20 protein-coding genes and 1 other annotated feature are annotated in these 18,385 nt (G+C 36.2%); of the genes, 7 read left to right on the top strand and 13 right to left on the bottom strand.

The annotated features are described in order from the left end of the window. Positions 1 to 28: 28 nt before the first annotated feature. Together yjbM and MLOOGBEN_RS11160 are read right to left on the bottom strand one after the other, a co-directional pair. Complete coding sequence (gene yjbM, locus MLOOGBEN_RS11165) at positions 29 to 667, bottom strand: GTP diphosphokinase (RefSeq protein WP_179158330.1); 639 nt, start codon at positions 665 to 667, stop codon at positions 29 to 31. A gap of 30 nt (positions 668 to 697) precedes the next feature. Then, positions 698 to 1,057: a UPF0738 family protein gene (locus MLOOGBEN_RS11160; protein ID WP_179158329.1), complete on the bottom strand. Its 360-nt coding sequence runs from the start codon at positions 1,055 to 1,057 to the stop codon at positions 698 to 700. A 119-nt stretch (positions 1,058 to 1,176) separates the two neighbouring features. Here MLOOGBEN_RS11160 and MLOOGBEN_RS11155 point away from each other — a divergent pair, with 119 nt between their 5' ends. From MLOOGBEN_RS11155 to MLOOGBEN_RS11145, 3 genes are read left to right on the top strand one after another with little or no spacing between them, the layout of a single operon-like run. Beyond that, positions 1,177 to 1,761, top strand: coding sequence for a CYTH domain-containing protein (locus tag MLOOGBEN_RS11155; protein WP_179158328.1), 585 nt, complete (start codon positions 1,177 to 1,179; stop codon positions 1,759 to 1,761). Positions 1,762 to 1,819: 58 nt separating this feature from the next. After that, positions 1,820 to 2,227: a globin domain-containing protein gene (locus tag MLOOGBEN_RS11150; RefSeq protein WP_179158327.1), complete on the top strand. Its 408-nt coding sequence runs from the start codon at positions 1,820 to 1,822 to the stop codon at positions 2,225 to 2,227. Next, the gene (locus MLOOGBEN_RS11145) at positions 2,224 to 3,090 is read left to right on the top strand and encodes a ClpXP adapter SpxH family protein (protein WP_368737776.1); all 867 of its coding nucleotides are present in this window, start codon (positions 2,224 to 2,226) and stop codon (positions 3,088 to 3,090) included. Before MLOOGBEN_RS11150 ends, MLOOGBEN_RS11145 begins: the two co-directional genes overlap by 4 nt. A gap of 563 nt (positions 3,091 to 3,653) precedes the next feature. Here MLOOGBEN_RS11145 and pepF read toward each other — a convergent pair. The 5 genes from pepF to spxA form a co-directional block, all read right to left on the bottom strand. Then, on the bottom strand, positions 3,654 to 5,471 hold the full coding sequence (pepF, locus tag MLOOGBEN_RS11140) for an oligoendopeptidase F (protein ID WP_179158326.1): 1,818 nt from the start codon (positions 5,469 to 5,471) through the stop codon (positions 3,654 to 3,656). A gap of 135 nt (positions 5,472 to 5,606) precedes the next feature. Beyond that, positions 5,607 to 6,800, bottom strand: a complete 1,194-nt coding sequence (locus MLOOGBEN_RS11135; RefSeq protein WP_179158325.1) for a competence protein CoiA — start codon at positions 6,798 to 6,800, stop codon at positions 5,607 to 5,609. Positions 6,801 to 6,899: 99 nt separating this feature from the next. Next, complete coding sequence (gene cls / locus MLOOGBEN_RS11130) at positions 6,900 to 8,411, bottom strand: cardiolipin synthase (RefSeq protein WP_179158490.1); 1,512 nt, start codon at positions 8,409 to 8,411, stop codon at positions 6,900 to 6,902. Positions 8,412 to 8,480: 69 nt separating this feature from the next. Beyond that, positions 8,481 to 9,155 (bottom strand): adaptor protein MecA, encoded by a 675-nt coding sequence (gene mecA / locus MLOOGBEN_RS11125; RefSeq protein ID WP_179158324.1) that lies wholly within the window; start codon positions 9,153 to 9,155, stop codon positions 8,481 to 8,483. 295 nt (positions 9,156 to 9,450) lie between these two features. Next, positions 9,451 to 9,846 (bottom strand): transcriptional regulator SpxA, encoded by a 396-nt coding sequence (spxA, locus tag MLOOGBEN_RS11120; RefSeq protein WP_045519743.1) that lies wholly within the window; start codon positions 9,844 to 9,846, stop codon positions 9,451 to 9,453. Between the two features lie 507 nt (positions 9,847 to 10,353). Between spxA and MLOOGBEN_RS11115 the strand changes: the two genes are divergently transcribed. Then, positions 10,354 to 10,539: a hypothetical protein gene (locus tag MLOOGBEN_RS11115; protein WP_179158323.1), complete on the top strand. Its 186-nt coding sequence runs from the start codon at positions 10,354 to 10,356 to the stop codon at positions 10,537 to 10,539. A gap of 61 nt (positions 10,540 to 10,600) precedes the next feature. After that, positions 10,601 to 10,844 (top strand) — a binding site (T-box leader). A 54-nt stretch (positions 10,845 to 10,898) separates the two neighbouring features. After that, positions 10,899 to 11,888 (top strand): tryptophan--tRNA ligase, encoded by a 990-nt coding sequence (gene trpS, locus MLOOGBEN_RS11110; RefSeq protein ID WP_179158322.1) that lies wholly within the window; start codon positions 10,899 to 10,901, stop codon positions 11,886 to 11,888. A 37-nt stretch (positions 11,889 to 11,925) separates the two neighbouring features. Here the strand turns inward: trpS and MLOOGBEN_RS11105 are convergent, their stop codons facing one another. From MLOOGBEN_RS11105 to MLOOGBEN_RS11090, 4 genes are all read right to left on the bottom strand, one after another. Beyond that, the gene (locus tag MLOOGBEN_RS11105; RefSeq protein ID WP_179158321.1) at positions 11,926 to 12,672 is read right to left on the bottom strand and encodes a YjbA family protein; all 747 of its coding nucleotides are present in this window, start codon (positions 12,670 to 12,672) and stop codon (positions 11,926 to 11,928) included. Positions 12,673 to 12,765: 93 nt separating this feature from the next. Next, a complete protein-coding gene (locus MLOOGBEN_RS11100; protein ID WP_179158320.1) occupies positions 12,766 to 13,575 on the bottom strand; it encodes a DUF2268 domain-containing putative Zn-dependent protease in 810 nt (269 codons plus the stop codon). A gap of 117 nt (positions 13,576 to 13,692) precedes the next feature. Next, positions 13,693 to 14,934: a beta-ketoacyl-ACP synthase II gene (gene fabF / locus MLOOGBEN_RS11095; protein ID WP_179158319.1), complete on the bottom strand. Its 1,242-nt coding sequence runs from the start codon at positions 14,932 to 14,934 to the stop codon at positions 13,693 to 13,695. Positions 14,935 to 14,981: 47 nt separating this feature from the next. After that, the gene (locus MLOOGBEN_RS11090) at positions 14,982 to 15,914 is read right to left on the bottom strand and encodes a beta-ketoacyl-ACP synthase III (protein WP_179158318.1); all 933 of its coding nucleotides are present in this window, start codon (positions 15,912 to 15,914) and stop codon (positions 14,982 to 14,984) included. 185 nt (positions 15,915 to 16,099) lie between these two features. Here MLOOGBEN_RS11090 and MLOOGBEN_RS11085 point away from each other — a divergent pair, with 185 nt between their 5' ends. Further along, positions 16,100 to 16,327 carry a hypothetical protein gene (locus MLOOGBEN_RS11085; protein WP_179158317.1) on the top strand — a complete coding sequence of 76 codons (228 nt, stop codon included), beginning with the start codon at positions 16,100 to 16,102 and terminating at the stop codon, positions 16,325 to 16,327. Positions 16,328 to 16,355: 28 nt separating this feature from the next. Here the strand turns inward: MLOOGBEN_RS11085 and MLOOGBEN_RS11080 are convergent, their stop codons facing one another. Together MLOOGBEN_RS11080 and MLOOGBEN_RS11075 are read right to left on the bottom strand one after the other, a co-directional pair. Further along, a complete protein-coding gene (locus MLOOGBEN_RS11080; RefSeq protein ID WP_179158316.1) occupies positions 16,356 to 17,171 on the bottom strand; it encodes an NAD(P)-dependent oxidoreductase in 816 nt (271 codons plus the stop codon). A gap of 81 nt (positions 17,172 to 17,252) precedes the next feature. After that, on the bottom strand, positions 17,253 to 17,975 hold the full coding sequence (locus tag MLOOGBEN_RS11075) for a lipase family protein (RefSeq protein ID WP_179158315.1): 723 nt from the start codon (positions 17,973 to 17,975) through the stop codon (positions 17,253 to 17,255). A gap of 208 nt (positions 17,976 to 18,183) precedes the next feature. Here MLOOGBEN_RS11075 and MLOOGBEN_RS11070 point away from each other — a divergent pair, with 208 nt between their 5' ends. Then, entirely contained in the window at positions 18,184 to 18,369 is a 186-nt protein-coding gene (locus tag MLOOGBEN_RS11070) for a YjzD family protein (RefSeq protein WP_095249794.1), read from the top strand. Positions 18,370 to 18,385 lie beyond the last annotated feature (16 nt).

Here is an 18,385-nt window from a genome sequence, read left to right as displayed (position 1 = left end):
CCTTGTACTGAGATTTACAAAAGCTTTATCAGCTTTTCTCCTCTTGTTTAAACTCTTTATTTCTAGTGAAAAACGCTTGTGCCTCTTGGATTTCACCACGAATTAATGACATTTCTTCATCTAATCTAAATGCTGCTTCCGCAGCTCGCTGCAGTCTCATTTGAATATCAGTGGGGAAAATCCCTTTATATTTATAACTTAAAGTGTGTTCAATTGTTGCCCAAAAGTTCATCGCAAGTGTTCTTATTTGTATTTCAGCAAGAATCCTTTTTTCTCCATGAATCGTTTGGACAGGATACATGATAACTACATGGTAAGAGCGATATCCACTGGTCTTTTTGTGTGAAATATAATCCCTTTCCTCAACAATTTGAAGATCATTTCGATTTCTTAATAAGCTAACAACATGATGAATGTCGTCCACAAATTGACACATGATTCTCATTCCAGCAATATCCTGCATTTCTTCTTCCAATCTATCTAGTGGAATACCTTTTTGATTTGCTTTATCAAGGATACTTGCAATTGGCTTAACTCTCCCCGTCACAAATTCAATAGGTGAATGGCTGGAATCTAGCTCAAATTGTCCTCTCATCCCTTTTAATTTTATTTTCAGCTCTGACACTGCCTGTTTATATGGAGCTAAAAACTGGTCCCAATGCTTCATCATTCCACCCCAATGACAACTATTATATGTTTAAAAAATCTCTTCTACTTTCGTGACCATTTCTGCACCATAATTACTATTGCCTCTTATGTTGTTTATTAGTTCAGTTAATTCCTCATAGAAATTAGTTAATTCCAATTGTTCATCCTCAAAAAGAATCCACACGGGAATTGGTTGTTCCAATACTTTTTTTAACAATGGCCAAATTGGTTCTTTCATGTCGATATATGTATAAACCTCTTGATTTTCCATTAAATAAACAAAAGAAAATTCTTTAGAATCAACAAGAATTTGTTCTGCAGGGCTTAACCCACTAATGGACTCACTTGCTTGTAAATATAACTTACTATCCGAAAAGTTTGCTTTAGTAATTGTTATTCTTTTATTCATCCTTTTTACCTCCACTATTCACTCCCTTATTTTAGCATAATCTATCCATTTCTCCCAAGATTGCGGTTTATCTTAAAGCTAAGATACAATAAATATATGTTAGGAAAGGAATGGACCTGATGTCAGAGACAATCGAAATTGAATTTAAGAATTTACTTACAAAAGTCGAATATGAAAATCTTCTTAAGACATTTAATGTAGAGGGAAAAGATATTGTCAAGCAATCAAACCATTACTTTGACACACCTGATTTTGCATTAAAGAATTTAGGTTCTGCCTTAAGAATCAGAGAAAAGAATAATCGCTTTGAATTAACGTTAAAACAACCGGCTGCTGTTGGACTTTTAGAAACTACACAACAGTTATCAACAATTGAGTTCAAGGCCGCCACTCAACACCAGATATTCCCTAAGGGAATCGTTCAAGAACGAATAGAACAATTAAAAATAGCTTTTAACACAATTGTATATTTTGGATCTCTCACAACCAAAAGGGCTGAATTCCCCTACAAAGAAGGTTTACTTGTATTGGATCATAGCTTTTATTTAAAAAAAGAAGACTATGAGGTTGAATATGAAGTGGAAGATTTTCAAACTGGGCAACTTGTATTCCAAGAACTACTCAAGCAATATGATATACCTATACGAAAAACTCAAAATAAGATTGCTCGGTTTTATCAGCAAAATTATAAGCGGTTTATTTGAGATATGAAATTGGCATTGATAAAATAAAGATACAAACATATTTAAAGGAGTTGTCAACATGAATGAGAAAAAGCCTACTCCATATGAGGCCCTTGGCGAAGATACTTTACATCGCCTCGTGGATACTTTTTATGGTCTAGTTGCACAACATCCTGATCTTGCTCCAATCTTTCCAAATGATTTTTCAGAAATTGCCCGAAAACAAAAGCAATTTCTAACACAATATTTGGGAGGACCACCTTTTTATACAGAGGAGCATGGTCATCCGATGATGCGTGCACGACATTTGCCTTTTCCCATTACTCCTGCTCGTGCAAAAGCATGGCTTTCATGCATGGCCCAAGCGATGGACAAGACTGGTTTAGAGGGTCCTTTTAGGGATGATTTTTATTCTAGGCTCTATCTTACTGCTCAGCACATGATTAATATGCCTGATGACAGTGAGATACCGGGTGAAAATTCGTGAGTAATCCCGGGTTCACTTCAAAGCCAAACTCCTCCAGTTATGACAAGAAGCCGCTTGAAATATATATGTTCATTGATCCTTTATGCCCAGAGTGTTGGGCACTTGAGCCTATCTTAAAAAAATTGCACATTGAATATGGCAGATATTTTTCCATAAAACATGTTTTAAGTGGTCGTATCGCAAATTTAAATGTCAGCAAAAAGAAAAATTATGAAGTAATTGCGGAATTATGGGAAAAGACAGCAAGCAGGTCAGGGATGTCCTGTGATGGAAGCCTTTGGTTAGAAAATCCAGTCGCTTCCCCTTATATAGCATCAGTGGCAATAAAGGCAGCTGAGCTGCAGGGCAGGCGAGCGGGTATACGGTTTCTTCGCAAGCTTCAAGAAAAACTTTTTATTGATAAACAAAACATCTCCCATATTGAAGTGTTAACATCCTGTGCTAAAAATGCAGGATTAGATGTAGAGGAGTTCATATCTGATTTTCATTCTGAAAGCGCGGCTAAAGCATTCCAGTGTGACTTAAAAATCACCACCGAGATGGAGGTACAAGAAATACCAACGCTGGTATTTTTTAACGAGAATGCCGAGGATGAAGGTATTAAAATTACTGGGCCATACCCGTATGAAGTCTATGTGCAAATTCTTGAAGAAATGCTCTCTGAAGAGCCTGAAAAAAATCAGCCGCCCCCTATAGAGAAATTTCTAGAGTATTTTAAACTGGTAGCTTCTAAAGAAATCGCAGTAGTTTATAATATGACAATCACTCAAGTAGAGCGGGAAATGAAACAACTGCTTTTACTTCAAAAGGTGGAACAGCTTCCAGCAAAGTATGGGACATTTTGGCGGTATGTTGAAGACTAATTCAATCGCAGTGACTTCTTGAATGTGAAAAGACCTTGCAGCCAAACTGCAAGGTCTTTTTCTATTTATACGAACAAAGGGGATGGGAGAAATTTTTCACGGTCAAACAAAGGGGTATATGTTTGTTGTGACTAACTTCACGTATAGAATATACCATGTGGCAGAACCCATTGACAATGTGATTGTGTGTTATTTCACATAATTGTCAAAATCATATTAACTTAAATTGGACAATAAACTATATAGAAAAGCGGAAGCGCCTTGCACAGGGGCTTATGACCCCGAGTCCCTAGGCGCTGTAGCTAGACAATTCCTAAATTCGAAAGTTTATTTCCCAAAAAGGTGGAATGCATTATGAAAAGTTTACCTATTATCCTCATGATACTTTTTATTTTTTGTGGATTTTCTCTTCACATTTTAGCCTTAATGAAGGTATTCCCATTATTAATTAGCATTCCGCTATTTTTCATTGGGATCTTTACTCTTCTTTTCTATTTGAATGACAGAAAAAGATTTAGAGGTTTTTAAAGGGATGGTACTTTTTGGTACCATCCCTTTCCCCATTAAGATAATAACTGCTCTAATTCGTTTAATTTCTCTTCAAATACTTTACAAGCATCTTTGATTGGGTCAGCGCTAGTCATATCTACACCGGCTTTCTTAAGAACTTCAATTGGGTAGTCAGAGCTTCCAGAACTTAAGAAATCGATATAGCGTTTAACAGCAGGCTCACCTTCCTCTAATATTTGCTTACTTAATGCAGTAGCTGCACTAAACCCGGTAGCATATTGATATACATAATAATTGTAATAGAAATGAGGAATTCTAGCCCATTCTAAGCCGATTTCTTCGTCAATCACAATATCCTCTTCACCAAAATACTTCTTGTTTAATGCATAATATTCACTCGTTAATAAATCTGCTGTCAGCGCCTCATTATTTTGGGCTTTTTGATGGATTAAATGCTCATACTCAGCAAACATGGTTTGACGGAATACAGTGCCTCTAAATCCTTCTAAATAATGATTTAATAAATAAATTCTTTTTTGTTCATCATCAATCGTTTTCAATAAGTAATCATTTAAAAGTGCTTCATTACAGGTTGAAGCTACCTCAGCAACAAAAATAGAATAGTTTCCATACGGGTATGGCTGATTCTTTCTTGTATAGTAGCTGTGAACGGAATGGCCAAATTCATGCGCCAATGTAAATAAGTTATTTACATTATCCTGCCAGTTCATTAGAATATATGGATTGGTGCCATAAGCTCCAGAAGAATAAGCTCCGCTGCGCTTTCCTTTATTCTCATGAACATCTACCCAGCGGTTTTCAAATCCTTCTTTTAAGATTTGAGAATACTCCTCCCCTAATGGAGCAAGCCCTTTTACAACTAGCTCTTCTGCCTGTCTGTAAGGGATCTCCATTTTAACGTCTTTTACTAGGGGTGTATATAAATCGTACATATGCAATTCGTTAACACCTAATACTTTTTTCCGTAGTTTAACGTAGCGATGCAATAAATGTAAATTATCGTTTATGGTGTTAACTAAATTATCATAGACGCTTTCTGGAATATTATTGGCTGAAAGTGCCGCATGTCTTGCAGAGTCATATTTTCTGATTCTTGCATTAAAATTATCTTTTTTCACATTACCGCTAATCGTGCTGGCAAAGGTATTTCGGAACTTTCCATAAGTTTCGTAAACGGCTTTAAAGGCGTCTCGACGGACACTTTGATTTCCACTTTCAAGGAACCGGATGTAACGTCCATGAGTAATTTCAACCTCTTCACCATTATCATCTTTAACAGTAGGGAATTTTAAATCAGCGTTATTTAACATCCCGAAGGTATTACTAGATGCATCCATCACTTCACTTGCTTCTGCTAACAAGGCTTCCTGCTCGGCAGACAAAACATGTGGTCTTTGAAGGTTAATTTCCTCAATAGAATGCTCATAAAGCTTTAATTCAGCTTTCTCATTTAAAAATCCATTCACCTTACTTTCTTCAAGTGCGAGAATTTCAGGGACAATGAATGCTAATTGACTACCCGCTTGTGAGTAAAGGTTTTTCATTCTGTCATCTAATCCCTGGTAAAAGGAATTGGTCGTATCCTGGTCATAGCGCATATGGGCGTATGTATAAAGCTTGCCAATTCTCTCAAGAAGCTTATCTTGAAATTGAAGGGCATTATATAGTGTATCAGCACTCTCTCCAAGTTTCCCTTCGAACTCCTTAATCCCAGAAATCTGGTTCTTAACTTCTTGAAACTCTTGTTCCCATACTTTGTCACTTGAAAAGATATCTTCTAATTTCCATGTATCTTCAACAGGTATTTCGCTTCTTGCAGGCAATGCTTTTACTGCAGCTTCATTTGCCATATTTCTTCCTCCATTCAATTTTCTTCGGATCACGAAAAGAAATTTACCCTTTTTAATATTCTCCTTTATTCATGCGATTTCCTTTAATATAAATAAGATTTACCCATTATATTATGCCCTAAAGTACTATTTCATTTATGTTTTTGCCAGGATGGTCTTATTTTTTTGCAAAAATTCGCTCCTTCGTTCTTCCTTTTCCCGATTTGATTTGGGGATGTAAATCCTATTTTGTAGTTGATACGTCGTTTCGTTTCTTTTAATGACGACTCCAAGTCTCTCTAATATATTAAAATACTCTTTGACCGCTAAAAAGAATGTTTCTCTTGGAATCTGAGGCAATTCCCTTAACACGATCTCCTTGGTTTTAATTCTATCGTTAAAATTTCTTTCAACCTCTTTCAGATTAATAAGATCATTGGGTGATTTGTCCAAGGCGTCTAAAAACAAATAGGTTTGCCAGACAATTGCAGGTGTTTGAATTAGAAGAGAATGATTAACAGGTAAACCGATTTCTGGGGGAAGCAAATATAAGTTGAGGTTATGAAGATAAATCTCGCGAAGAAAACGATTTTGGTCGGGACTAGGATGAAGTGACCAATTCATAGTAGATCTCTCATTTTCAATTAACCATTTAGAGAATCTTGGGTAAGCTATCCAGCTGGGTGTTAAAATCTCTTCAATTCTGGCATTTTGGATAGAAAAATGGAGGGAATTTGCGATTGTATTTTTTATTGAATAAGGAAGAATTGAAGTGAGGATTTGAAACTGTTTTTCTTCGGGGCAATAAGAAGGAAGTATCACCTGTCTGCCCTTAGTTTCTCTTAAAAAGAAATATTGGAAGTTTGATAAAGAGAAAATATTACTCCTTTTTGCTTTTATATGCTTACTGCCTAAAATCCAAAGGGGGATATAATTTTGTTGATAGTAGGAATCCGTTCGTTTGATAAATATTTCTTCCGTTATGGGTGAACATTGATATTCCAACGCATATTTGTTTCCATCATAATGGAACATGATATCCGGGCGCTGCCCGATGATCGGATCAAAATATTCTAATTCTGCAGTGATTTGCTGACCTTTAAGCCATTGGTATAGCTGGAGCTTTCCTTCCATATGATAAATCGTTTCACTTTCATAGATATCCCTGCAAACCGTACCGCTTCGATGAGAAAAATGGTAAATTCGTTGATTGCCTAATTTAAGAGAAACTGCTTCTCCACAGACTGGACAAAAAAACTTTTCCATGTTCCGAAGAGACATAAGATACTCCTTCCTATAATTATTACCTAAACTAAATGTTGTTCCTGAACTTGTTTTAGCATTTAACAAATAATTTCAACCTCCTTCTGTTTCTTACATTCGTTGTATCTTACAAAAAATCCTGTTTTAACCAAAAAGAAAACTCGCCAATTTGACGAGTTTGTGAACTTAAAGAAGCGGTGATAGTAACCTTGCTGTTGACTCAATTATCCGCAAACCAATATGCCTTTTCCTAAATGAGGTTAATTCAAGCTCCTTTGCATATTCTAAGTCGTTAATATATTCTGCCACTAGCTTTTGCGTACTTTTTGTCCGAAATAAAAAAGCATTAACCTCGAAATTCAAATGAAAGCTCCGCATATCCATATTTGAAGTCCCTATCGAGGCAAGTTCATGATCAACAATTACGATTTTACTATGCATAAACCCGCGTCCATATTCATAAACCTTTACACCTGCTTCCAATAGCTCTGGAAAATAGGAACGTGAGGCATGAAAGACAATTCGTTTGTCAGGCCGGTTAGGTACAAGCAATCTCACATCAATCCCACTCAGGGCAGCCACTTTAATCGCTGAAAAAATATCCTCATCAGGGATAAAGTATGGTGAGGCAATCCAAACGGACTCTTTTGCTGATGTAATCATCGAGAAAAAAATATTTTTTATAACACTCCATTCATTATCCGGACCCCCGGCAATCAGCTGAACTCCACCATGATTTTTTTCATCTATTTGCGGAGACAAATATTCTGCCGTTAGGAAGCTATGATTGGTCATATAATACCAATCTTGTAAAAAAATTAGCTGCAGTGAGCGAACGGCTTCCCCTCTTAACATTAAATGGGTGTCTCGCCAGTAGCCATAGGTTTGATTCCTGCCTAAGTATTCATCACCGATATTTAGTCCGCCGACAAACCCAATCATTCCATCAATTACAATAATTTTTCGATGATTTCTGAAGTTAAATTTATTATTTAAAAATGGCAGTTTAACAGGACCGAAACACACCGTTTCTATTCCAGCGTTTTTCAGATCGTTGATATACTTTTTGGATAATTTCCAAGAACCTACTGCGTCGTATAGGAATCGGACTTCAACCCCTTCTGCCGCCTTTTCAATTAATATTTCTTTAATTTCTTGTCCAATCCGATCATCCCGGACAATATAATACTCGATATGGATGTGATGCCTGGCTCTATTTAATTGCTCAATAATGTGATGAAAGGTTTCCTCACCGTTGGTTAGTACCTTCGTAGAGGTATCAAAGGAAATTGGACTGTTCCCCAATTTTTGTGCCAAAGTAAATAGCCTTGCTTGGTGCTCGGCCATTAATCCCAGTTTTTCTTCACTTCGCGGATCATTTTCACCCTCCACGTTCAAAAAAGCTTGTTTATCAAGAAAATATTTCTTCCGATACATTTTCTCCTTACGATAATTTCTTCCGAAAAGTAAATAGAAAAAGAAACCCACTAGTGGGAAGCTTCCCAAAACAACTAACCAGGTAATCGTTTGTGTTGGATGTCGATTCTCTAAAAAAATAACGAATGAAATAAATATAACAGACAACGTTATTAAAAGACTCAGAAAACCAAATATCCCATCATGTATATACTCCTTAAGGAAAAACATAAGTACGGATAGAACAAGTACAAACAATACAACCCTTACTGTGTTTTTCAGTCTCATCACCCTCAAAAAGAAATTAACCTATGTAAAAAATACCGATTTCAATAATCGAAATCGGTACGTTTATTTGAAATGCTTTCTTATTTCAGCAAACACATTCTTAGCAATTATCTCTTTACCATACTCTTGAATACGATGAATGGTTAACTGTGTTTCATAACCATATTCTAACAGGATACTTAGGATATCATCAATTTCGTCCTCTTCAAACAAATCTTCAGGAAACTCAGTATATAAATAATATTTATTATCAAAGTTGTACAATACAGTGATTAAATCATCAAGTCCGCCTCGATTTGACAACATAATGACGTCTTCAAAATCTTTGAATGCAATTAAGAACTCTAAAGCCTCTTCTTCAAGTATAAGGTCATCATCATCATCGCGATGTCCTGGATTGAAATGATGATCCAAGATATCTTCAATATTGCCATCAACAGGCAAATCCTTTAATTTATCATTTGGAATTGGAAGCTCAAACTTTTGTCCATCCTTTGAAACCTGTGCTTTTGTTACAAGAATCTCCAGCCCTTTTTCTAATGCCTGCACTTGAATCCATAAAGGTCCTTCCACAACAAACTCTTCTTCATGATGGACTTCATCCATCATCTCCCAAAAGAGTTCTTCACTTCGCTCCCGATTGTACCAAATTTCTTCACGATCAAAGCCTCGTTCTTCTATATCACCATAAGAGATGTAAAACTTTACTGTATTCTCATTAATTCTTTCGATTTCCATCTTTACCTCTCCCTTCCGTTTCCATATTGAAGGGACAAAATACCCCCAGCAGACAATGCTTTTAGCAATTTCCCAAAGAATTATAGTAATGTAAAAAAGAATATAATCCTTGTACTTTCATTTTATGACAAAAGAATTAATTTGGGAAATAAAATTACCTTTAATTGCAAAAACCATTAATTTGCCTATTAATTAGATATTCCTTACATTGTAACAAAATGACAGAGAAATCTCAAATTAAATGGCATCAAGAACAGAAAAAAAGCCCTCAGAATGAAGGCTTAATCAATTTAATTTAATTCACCATACGCTGGGCTTCTCTTAATTGGAAAGTTCGAACCCTCCGCGGTAGAAACCGTCTAATTTCATCTTCGTTATAGCCAACCTGCAAACGCTTTTCATCGATAATAATAGGACGACGTAATAGCCCAGGGTTAGCTTTAATTAATTCGAATAAATCTTGCAATGGCATAGTGTCTAAGTTCACATCTAACTTTTGAAAGGTCTTAGATCGTGTAGAAATAATTTCGTCAGTACCATCTTCTGTCATTCGAAGAATTTCTTTAATTTCTTCAATTGACAATGGCTCAGAGAAAATATTTCGTTCAGTATATGGAATTTCATGTTCTTCTAACCATGATTTTGCTTTTCTGCATGATGTACAACTTGGTGAAGTGTATAATGTTACCATTCGTCTCCACACTCCTCTTTTTATTCCAACTCAAATCTATAGTATATCCATCTAGTTCTTAATTTAAAATTATTATAAATAAGTAATTTATATCATTAATTATACACCACTGTCACTAAAAAAGGTATCCTTTTTTCAAAATTTATTGAATGTCCAATAAGTAGCGTTTATTATTAGTTTCCAATATATTAGACGAATATAACGCAAAAAGGTTTCATAATTTCAAAAGGTTTTTATCTTATCATACTAAAAAAAAACTTATATCTTCTTCGCTTTCATCATTACTTTTATGTAGGTATTCACAGATAATGGTGAAACGAAATACAAGAATAATTTTCTCAATTAATACCCTTGGATTGAAAACGCATTCATTTTATTGTAACTATATCGTTTTTTATTCTTTTCCCTCTTTTAATAACGGTCAAGTTCTTTTAAAATGAATATGAGGGGTTTTACAATACACAGTGTTAATCATAATTTTTGAATTCGAAAAATGGAGGTTATATCATGGGTGGGTACATAGCTGATTTATCAATGGTTGCAATTCTTATTATTGGTATTACTGCCTTTATGGGTGTAATAACGAATGGTTTCGGCGAAAAGGTCTTCGGAGGAAAAAAACGATCTGAATTCGTTGAACAAAGTGCAAGGTTCCAAACACAGTGGAAAAACGTCGGCGGGAAAAAGAAGTAACACTTAACTGACTTGATTACCAGTATATATTTATTTATAATAGATATAAATAAAATTATTAGCTTTAGCGATGATGAAGAGTAGTACGTATTTTCAACCGATTCAGAGAGTTTGTGGCTGGTGAGAACAAACACGGAAAAATACCGAATGGACTTTTGAGCTTCTTTTCCGAACTTCTATTTAAATAGTAGGAAAAGACGTTTTCCTTGCGTTAAAAGGATACCAGACTATCATCAGGATGGTTCTGGAATTGAGTGACTCTTTTGAGTAATTTAGGGTGGTACCGCGAACCATTCGTCCCTATCGTTGTGGGACGAATGGTTTTTTTTATTTATATATAAATTAGGAGGAAATCGGTCATGAAAACAATTTTTTCAGGAATTCAGCCAAGTGGTACGATTACACTTGGAAATTATATTGGGGCTATGATGCAGTTTGTTGAATTGCAAAATGATTATAATTGTTACTTTTGCATCGTCGATCAACATGCGATAACTGTACCACAGGATCGTTTAGAACTTCGAAAAAATATTCGCAGTTTGGCTGCACTTTACCTGGCTGTTGGTATTGATCCAGATAAAGCAACCTTGTTTATCCAATCAGAGGTTCCAGCACATGCGCAGGCTGGATGGATGATGCAATGTATTTCTTATATCGGTGAATTAGAGAGAATGACTCAATTTAAGGATAAGTCAGCGGGTAAAGATGCGGTTTCGGCAAGTTTATTAACCTATCCGCCATTAATGGCTGCTGACATCCTTTTATACAATACCGACCTAGTTCCTGTTGGAAATGACCAGAAGCAGCATATGGAATTAACGCGCGACTTAGCGGAAAGATTCAATAAAAAATATGGGGAGATTTTGACCATCCCAGATATTCGTCTTCCTGAAGTTGGCGCACGAATTATGTCGTTACAGGAACCAAACAAGAAAATGAGCAAATCTGATCCAAATAAGAAAGCTTTTATTACCCCATTAGATGAACCAAACCAAATTACGAAGAAAATTAAAAGTGCTGTAACAGACTCTGAGGGAATTGTTAAATTTGATAAGATTAATAAGGCTGGAATATCTAATTTGCTATCTATTTATTCCATTCTAGGTAATAAGACAATCCCAGAGCTAGAGGAAATGTATCACGGGAAGGGCTATGGGGATTTCAAAGGTGATTTAGCTGATGTAGTCGTAAATGTATTTAAACCGATTCAAGAAAAATATAATCATTTAATGGAATCCAGCGAACTCGACAGGATTTTAGACGAAGGTGCTGAAAAGGCAAACCAAGTTGCCAGCAAAACCCTTAAGAAAATGGAAAATGCAATGGGACTAGGAAGAAAGAGAAGATAAAAAAATGCACGGCCGCGAATCTATCGCGGCCGTGTTTTTAATTTACTTTAGGTCCATGCTCCATTTCCCATAGCTTTTCAAAAAATGGCTGACCTTTTATTAGATTTTCACAAAATGTTTCATGTCGTCTAGTCCAGCCGTATTTTGTTTCCTCAAACAACTGCTGCCAAGCACATTCAAAATTCAATTCTTGAATGGCTGAATATCGCTCAGGACACCATTCAGTAAACCAATATCGAACTTCTGCTTCATTCTTTGATGTATGTAATTGATCTAGTGCCATAAATAAAAGCTGTTTTAGTTGTCGCTCTTTTCGCGTAAGGCCAGTCATCAATACAGGCTCTGGTGATAAAATATGAAAATCCTTATCCACTGAAATCTTTTGGAAATGATATTGTTTTGCATCGTGGGCTGCAATCATCTCATACACTAACTGCTCTTGCCTTGGAATTAACCTGCTCTTTCTAATCGGTATCGAATAACCAATTGTATCGACAGCTAAAATCCCCACTCCATCTGTCACCACAAAGCAATACTCCAGTTGAACTCTTTCATGGTTTTTTCTTAAATAGGCCTTTTGAAAAATATCATCTAGAAGCTGTTGAGGTAGCTCTGAGAGATCGTTCTCAATATAATTAAAGAGAATCGGTTCAACTTTTAACAAAGGAGCTTGGTCTAACAGCTCAACACCGTCATCTTTGCGCCATTCATGAAAGTGGCACACATTATATCCGTTTTCTTCACCTTCAAACCAATTAACCCAAACATCATGAAGATACAACATTGTACAACCCCTCACTTCAAGAAACTGTTTGTCAATCAGTATGGGCAGACATAAGTTAATTTATTCCTGAGTTGGAATGTATAAAAAAAAAGCCTATTTTTTTCGGCTTTTTTTAGAAAGAATATCTTCAGCGGGTAAATATTTCTTTGCTGGTAAAGTAAAGGATAATTTTGTAGTGTAAGAATGGACTTGATAATAATCTTCCACAATTTTAAAACCGGCTGCGTATCCAAGTAATTTAGGAAATCTTCCTTCTCCAAATAATAACTCATCGTGTTTTCTTGAACTTTTTTTTAAATCCAAATTTTCATGCAAATAATCCTTCCACCAATTTTCCAATTCAGTGTCCGAATACAAGGTACACCAATCAGCTAAATAGTTTCTCCCACAATGAACTAAAACGGAGTACTCTGCAAGCCCTTCAATTATGATTGAATCCAGTAAGGTATACTCTTCGAATCTTTTAGTTTGTTTATTTAATCTGCAAACATGATGGTATTCATGAACAAATAGCGCCTCTAACTCTTTAGAAGTTATACGGTTCGAAAGAAATAAAAACATTTTATCCGGGTAGGAGACTCCACCCTTCACTTTTTCTGTTTGTCTAGAAAAGAAACTTCTATCTTGGCCGATTGGAAACAGATAGATGGGGATATCTGGTCCTCCCCATTTCTTTTTATAATCCCGGAAAATAAGTTCCACTTCTTTCCAAACGTTATTTTCTTTCAACGAAGTGAAAATTTCCTTGGTCGTTCTTGATGGCCGATACATCCCAAATTCTATTAATTGATTATAAATTTTTGAAGAACTTAGCCCTTTGAAAGCAGGGAGCAGCTTTTCGCATATTTTAGTTGGACGATTAAACTCCTCCTCCAGCCAATTATCTGTTCGAATGATACCCATTTCCTCACTCCACACATACCATTTTTTACATTTTATGAATGATATGAAAAGTGGTTCGGGATGGTTGTCCTCATAAAATATAAAAAGCCGACCAGGATCCTTTCCTGGTCAGGCTGCTTATTTTTCATATTTTTTGAAGACTATCGTTGCATTGTGTCCGCCAAAGCCTAACGAGTTACTCATTGCTGCTTTAATTTCTTTTTGACGTGCCTTATTTGGAACATAATCTAAATCACATTCTGGATCTGCTGTTTCATAATTAATGGTTGGAGGCAGAATGCTCTCTTTCATTGCCAGTACGGTAAAGATTGCTTCAACACCACCTGCTGCTCCAAGAAGATGACCTGTCATTGATTTAGTAGAACTGATTGCCAGATTGTATGCATGGACTCCAAAAACTTCCTTCACTGCAAGTGTCTCGAATTTATCATTATACTCCGTACTAGTTCCATGAGCATTAATATAATCGATCTCTTCAATATTTAGTCCGGCATCATTTATCGCCATTTTCATCGCGCGCGCGCCGCCTTCACCACCAGGGGCTGGTGCTGTTATATGATAGGCGTCACCAGTTGCACCATAGCCCACAATCTCAGCATATATTTTTGCACCGCGGGCTAATGCGTGCTCTAATTCTTCAAGAACAATGATACCAGCACCCTCACCGATAACAAAGCCATCACGATTTTTATCAAAAGGTCTGCTTGCACTTTTGGGGTCTGGATTTGTAGAAAGAGCCGTATTCGCACAGAAGCCAGCTACTGACATTTTTGTAATCGGCGCTTCTGCTCCACCAGTAATCATGGCATCAGCGTCACCACGCTGAATGACTTTAAAGGCGTCACCAATTGAATTGGTTCCTGTTGCACATGCAGTTACTGTACAAGAATTAAATCCTTTTGCTCCAAGTGATATTGAAACTTGACCAGTTGCCATATCAGGAATCAGCATTGGTACAAAGAATGGACTTACCCTGCGATAACCTCTTTTTTGAAAGATTTCATATTGTTCTTCAAATGTTTCCATTCCACCAATACCGGAACCAATCCACACTCCAATACGGTCTGCATTTTCATCAGTAATCGTTAGATTTGCATCTTCAACAGCCATCTGTGCTGATGCAACCGCATACTGAGTAAAACGATCCATTTTTCTTGCGTCTTTTCTATCCATATAGGTTTCCGGATTAAAGTCATTAATCTGTGCAGCAACCTTTGCAGGATACTCATCAGCATTCACTCTTGTTAATGGTCCAATGCCGGACTTCCCCTCAATAATCCCTTTCCATGTTGTTTCAACATCATTTCCAAGCGGAGTAACCGCCCCAACACCTGTAACCACAACTCTGCGCTTTTCCATTTGTGACATCTCCTTTAATACACTTCATGGTATATTTACCTACCCTTTTATTTACCCCATCTAAATGCAATTGCACCCCAAGTTAATCCACCGCCAAATCCTACCATAACAATAAGATCATCGTCTTTGATTTTTCCAGCCTCTATTTCCTCAACGAGAGAAATCGGAATAGACGCAGACGAAGTATTTCCGTATTTATGAACTGTCTTTGACATTTTTTCAACCGGCAGCTCCAGCCTTTGTCTTGAGGCCTCCATAATCCGGATATTGGCTTGGTGAGGGATTAAGAAATCAACATCATCTTTTGTCAGTCCAGCCTTTTCAAGAACATGAACACAGCTTTCCCCCATCTGACGCACCGCAAATTTAAAGACTTCCCGTCCATTCATAATAATATACTCATCTTGATATAAATGCTTAGCACCAGTACCATCTGCACCAAGTTCGAAAGAAAGAATTCCTCTATTTTCAGAAACCTCTCCAACAATTACAGCTCCAGCACCGTCTCCAAATAGTACTGCAGTGTTTCGATCATTCCAGTCGGTTATCTTTGAAAGTTTTTCAACACCCACTACCAGAACATACTTATAAGCTCCTGATTCAACAAACTGTTTTCCGGTAATAATACCGTACATAAAACCTGCACAGGCTGCACTAACATCCATCGCTGCAGCTTTTTTCGCACCTAACCGTTCTTGAAGCATACATGCAACCGAAGGGAATGGCTGATCTGGTGTTACGGTTGCGACCAGAATTAAATCGATATCTTCTGGCGTGATTCCTGCATCTTTAATTGCCTTTTGTGCAGCTGCAAACCCCATATCAGAAGTGTTAGTATTATCATCTGCGATACGGCGTTCTTCAATGCCTGTTCGTGATCGAATCCATTCATCTGATGTATCCATTATTTTTTCTAAATCTGTATTTGTTACTATCTTTTCTGGCAAATACCTACCAATCCCAACAATTCCAGCGTTCAAGGAATCATCTCCTTATATAATTAATCTTTAGTTATTATCAATTATTATGACTTGGTACTAATTTTATCAAATAAAAGTGTATTTAAGCAACAATTAAATCACCAGCCCCGCTTACGTCCATACCATTTGTTCATAAACTTCATAATCTAAAAGGAGAATGATTACAACCAGGAGGGGCTTAAAATATGGGGAAAGAAAGTCATAAGGATGACCGATTTTCAAGGATGATGTTTGGCGATAGAAGAGAGAGTATACGAGGCAGTCACCATAGTGTTCCTGATTCGAATCCATCTTCACTTGATATTGAATCAATAATCGAAAACATAAGCAAATTGAGGGATTCCTCGCAAAACTTAAAACCTTTATTTCAAATGGTTTATCCTTTTGTACAAGGATTTTTGAAGAAAAAATAAGCTGCCGTTATATACGGCAGCTTTTAATTTATTTGCTATTTAAGCGGTGTGCATGGTCAATTTGCTCAGTCAATCCTTTTGCAATCGAAACGGTACTTTTAACAGTAAATATGGTTATATTATCTTCCATGGTTTCCGCTTTTCTTTCGATTGAAGCTTGTTCATTGATACGCAGGAAGGAAGCACATAAATTCCATTGATCGTTCTTCCCACTTTGGAGTAAGTATCGCCCAGGCTGCTTGTTTTCGATTATTTCTATTATAGACTGCACAGCATCATCAACAAATATTGCGTCACTTGTCTCTTCACGCAGTCCTCTAAACGGTTTTCCCCTATTCATTTCAGTCAATATTGAGTTTTGAAACATAAAGGTATCTGGCTGCCATGTACCAAATATAGTTGGCAGGTAGAGTAACTGGATATCTTTTTTATTACCTTTTGCTCTATTTATGAAATCATCGATAACAATTTCAGCCTTTGATCCAAATTCATTTGCTAACATTTGGCTATGGACAAGAATAACAATTTGTTCCCAAGTGTTCTGACTTATTAAATTGAATAACTTCTCTTCATTAAGTAAGTAATCTTCCTTATATCGCATAAATAGATCGTAAGCAGAAAGTACAATACTCTCATTATCAAATGAATTATTTGAAATTTCCTCTAATGAAACCTCATTAAAGTTAGCATTTCGACCGATTTCAAATCTCTTTTCATCTAGAATATCACGATCGTCTCCTGTTTCAATTTGTACTCCCCTAACTTCTATGCCTTTATCCAGTAATGCTTTGCATACATGAAAATTCACAAAGTCAAATACTCCAGCCATAACGACCTTGTCCATTACTATTCATGCCTCCCCGAGCTTCATTATTGAATCCTATGCGGCTTCATTCAGAAATATTTCTCATCCGGGGAGGAAGTGTCATAGTACTTTCTCAAACTGATTAAAAAACTTTTTCATCATATTTCCAAGCTGTTGTTTTTTTTCAGGAACTATATAAGTTGGGCTAATATCTGTGTTAGCAAGTAATTGTTGTAACTGTTTTGATTGATTATATGATTTTCCACTCGACATAACATGGATAATCTTAATTGGTACACCAAATTGTAATTTCACTTCATCATCCATACTTTCTAGTTCCTTAACAAGCAAATGTGGATCAATCTTATGGGCAGCAGTTACTTCCCGCATTAATTTTTTATAAAAAAACTTATGTTCCTTTTCAAGTTCAATATGTTTTTTTAAGGAAAGTATTGGATTTAATAAAACTACTGATCTTAATTGCCCCTTCATCTTTTCCATTAATTTCACAGCAACAAGTGCTCCCATTCCCTCGGCTATCAGGTGAACTTTATTATTAAGGATCTCACTTCTAATTACTTGTTGATACAGCCTTTGTGCTAGGTCTACTGCTTGATCACTTCCCCAGTTTCGCCCATACAAATTTGAGGAAAAAATAGTATATCCTGATTCTTTCATTTGGTTGATAATGGCCAGTTTTCCTTCATTTTGAGTCCAAAAGCATTTGCTTTCGTCAACAAAATGTCTTTCATCTCCAATTATTAAAATTCCAAAACCTGTGGGCTTTTCAGGGTAATGGATGATATTCCACTGGGTATCCATCTGAAAATTCCGGTTCTCCATCGCTAAATCTCCTTTTACATATTTCCTCAAAATATTGTATGTGATTTCACATTAGATGAAAGGGAATATAGCCTAGCAAAAACAGATACCATCACTGTTTTTATCATAAATTTTAAGCGAATATGTGAATGTCAATTTTTGCGTTTATTATTTGAAAAGCATATGGTAATATTATTAGAGATGATAAATAGGGTAGAGGTGAAAGATAGTGCGATACTTTTGGACTTTTTTCTGGGCGTTTGTTTTAGTGCAAATGCTTTCATATGTAGTTAGTTCAATGACAGAAGGTGGAGTTTTCGACTTCAAGTCAGGGGCAATTATTTCTGTTGGTGTTTTCATTTTAATCGTTATTGCAACAGCTGTACTTCCAAATGAACCTGTAGAAAAACATTAATTAGTATTGAAAGGTC

The sequence above is a fragment of the Bacillus sp. EB106-08-02-XG196 genome (assembly GCF_013396335.1).
In the GTDB taxonomy this organism is placed as follows: domain Bacteria; phylum Bacillota; class Bacilli; order Bacillales; family Cytobacillaceae; genus Neobacillus.
The sequence above is the reverse complement of the archived record's forward strand: the minus strand, read 5'-3'. Positions and strand labels throughout refer to the sequence as shown.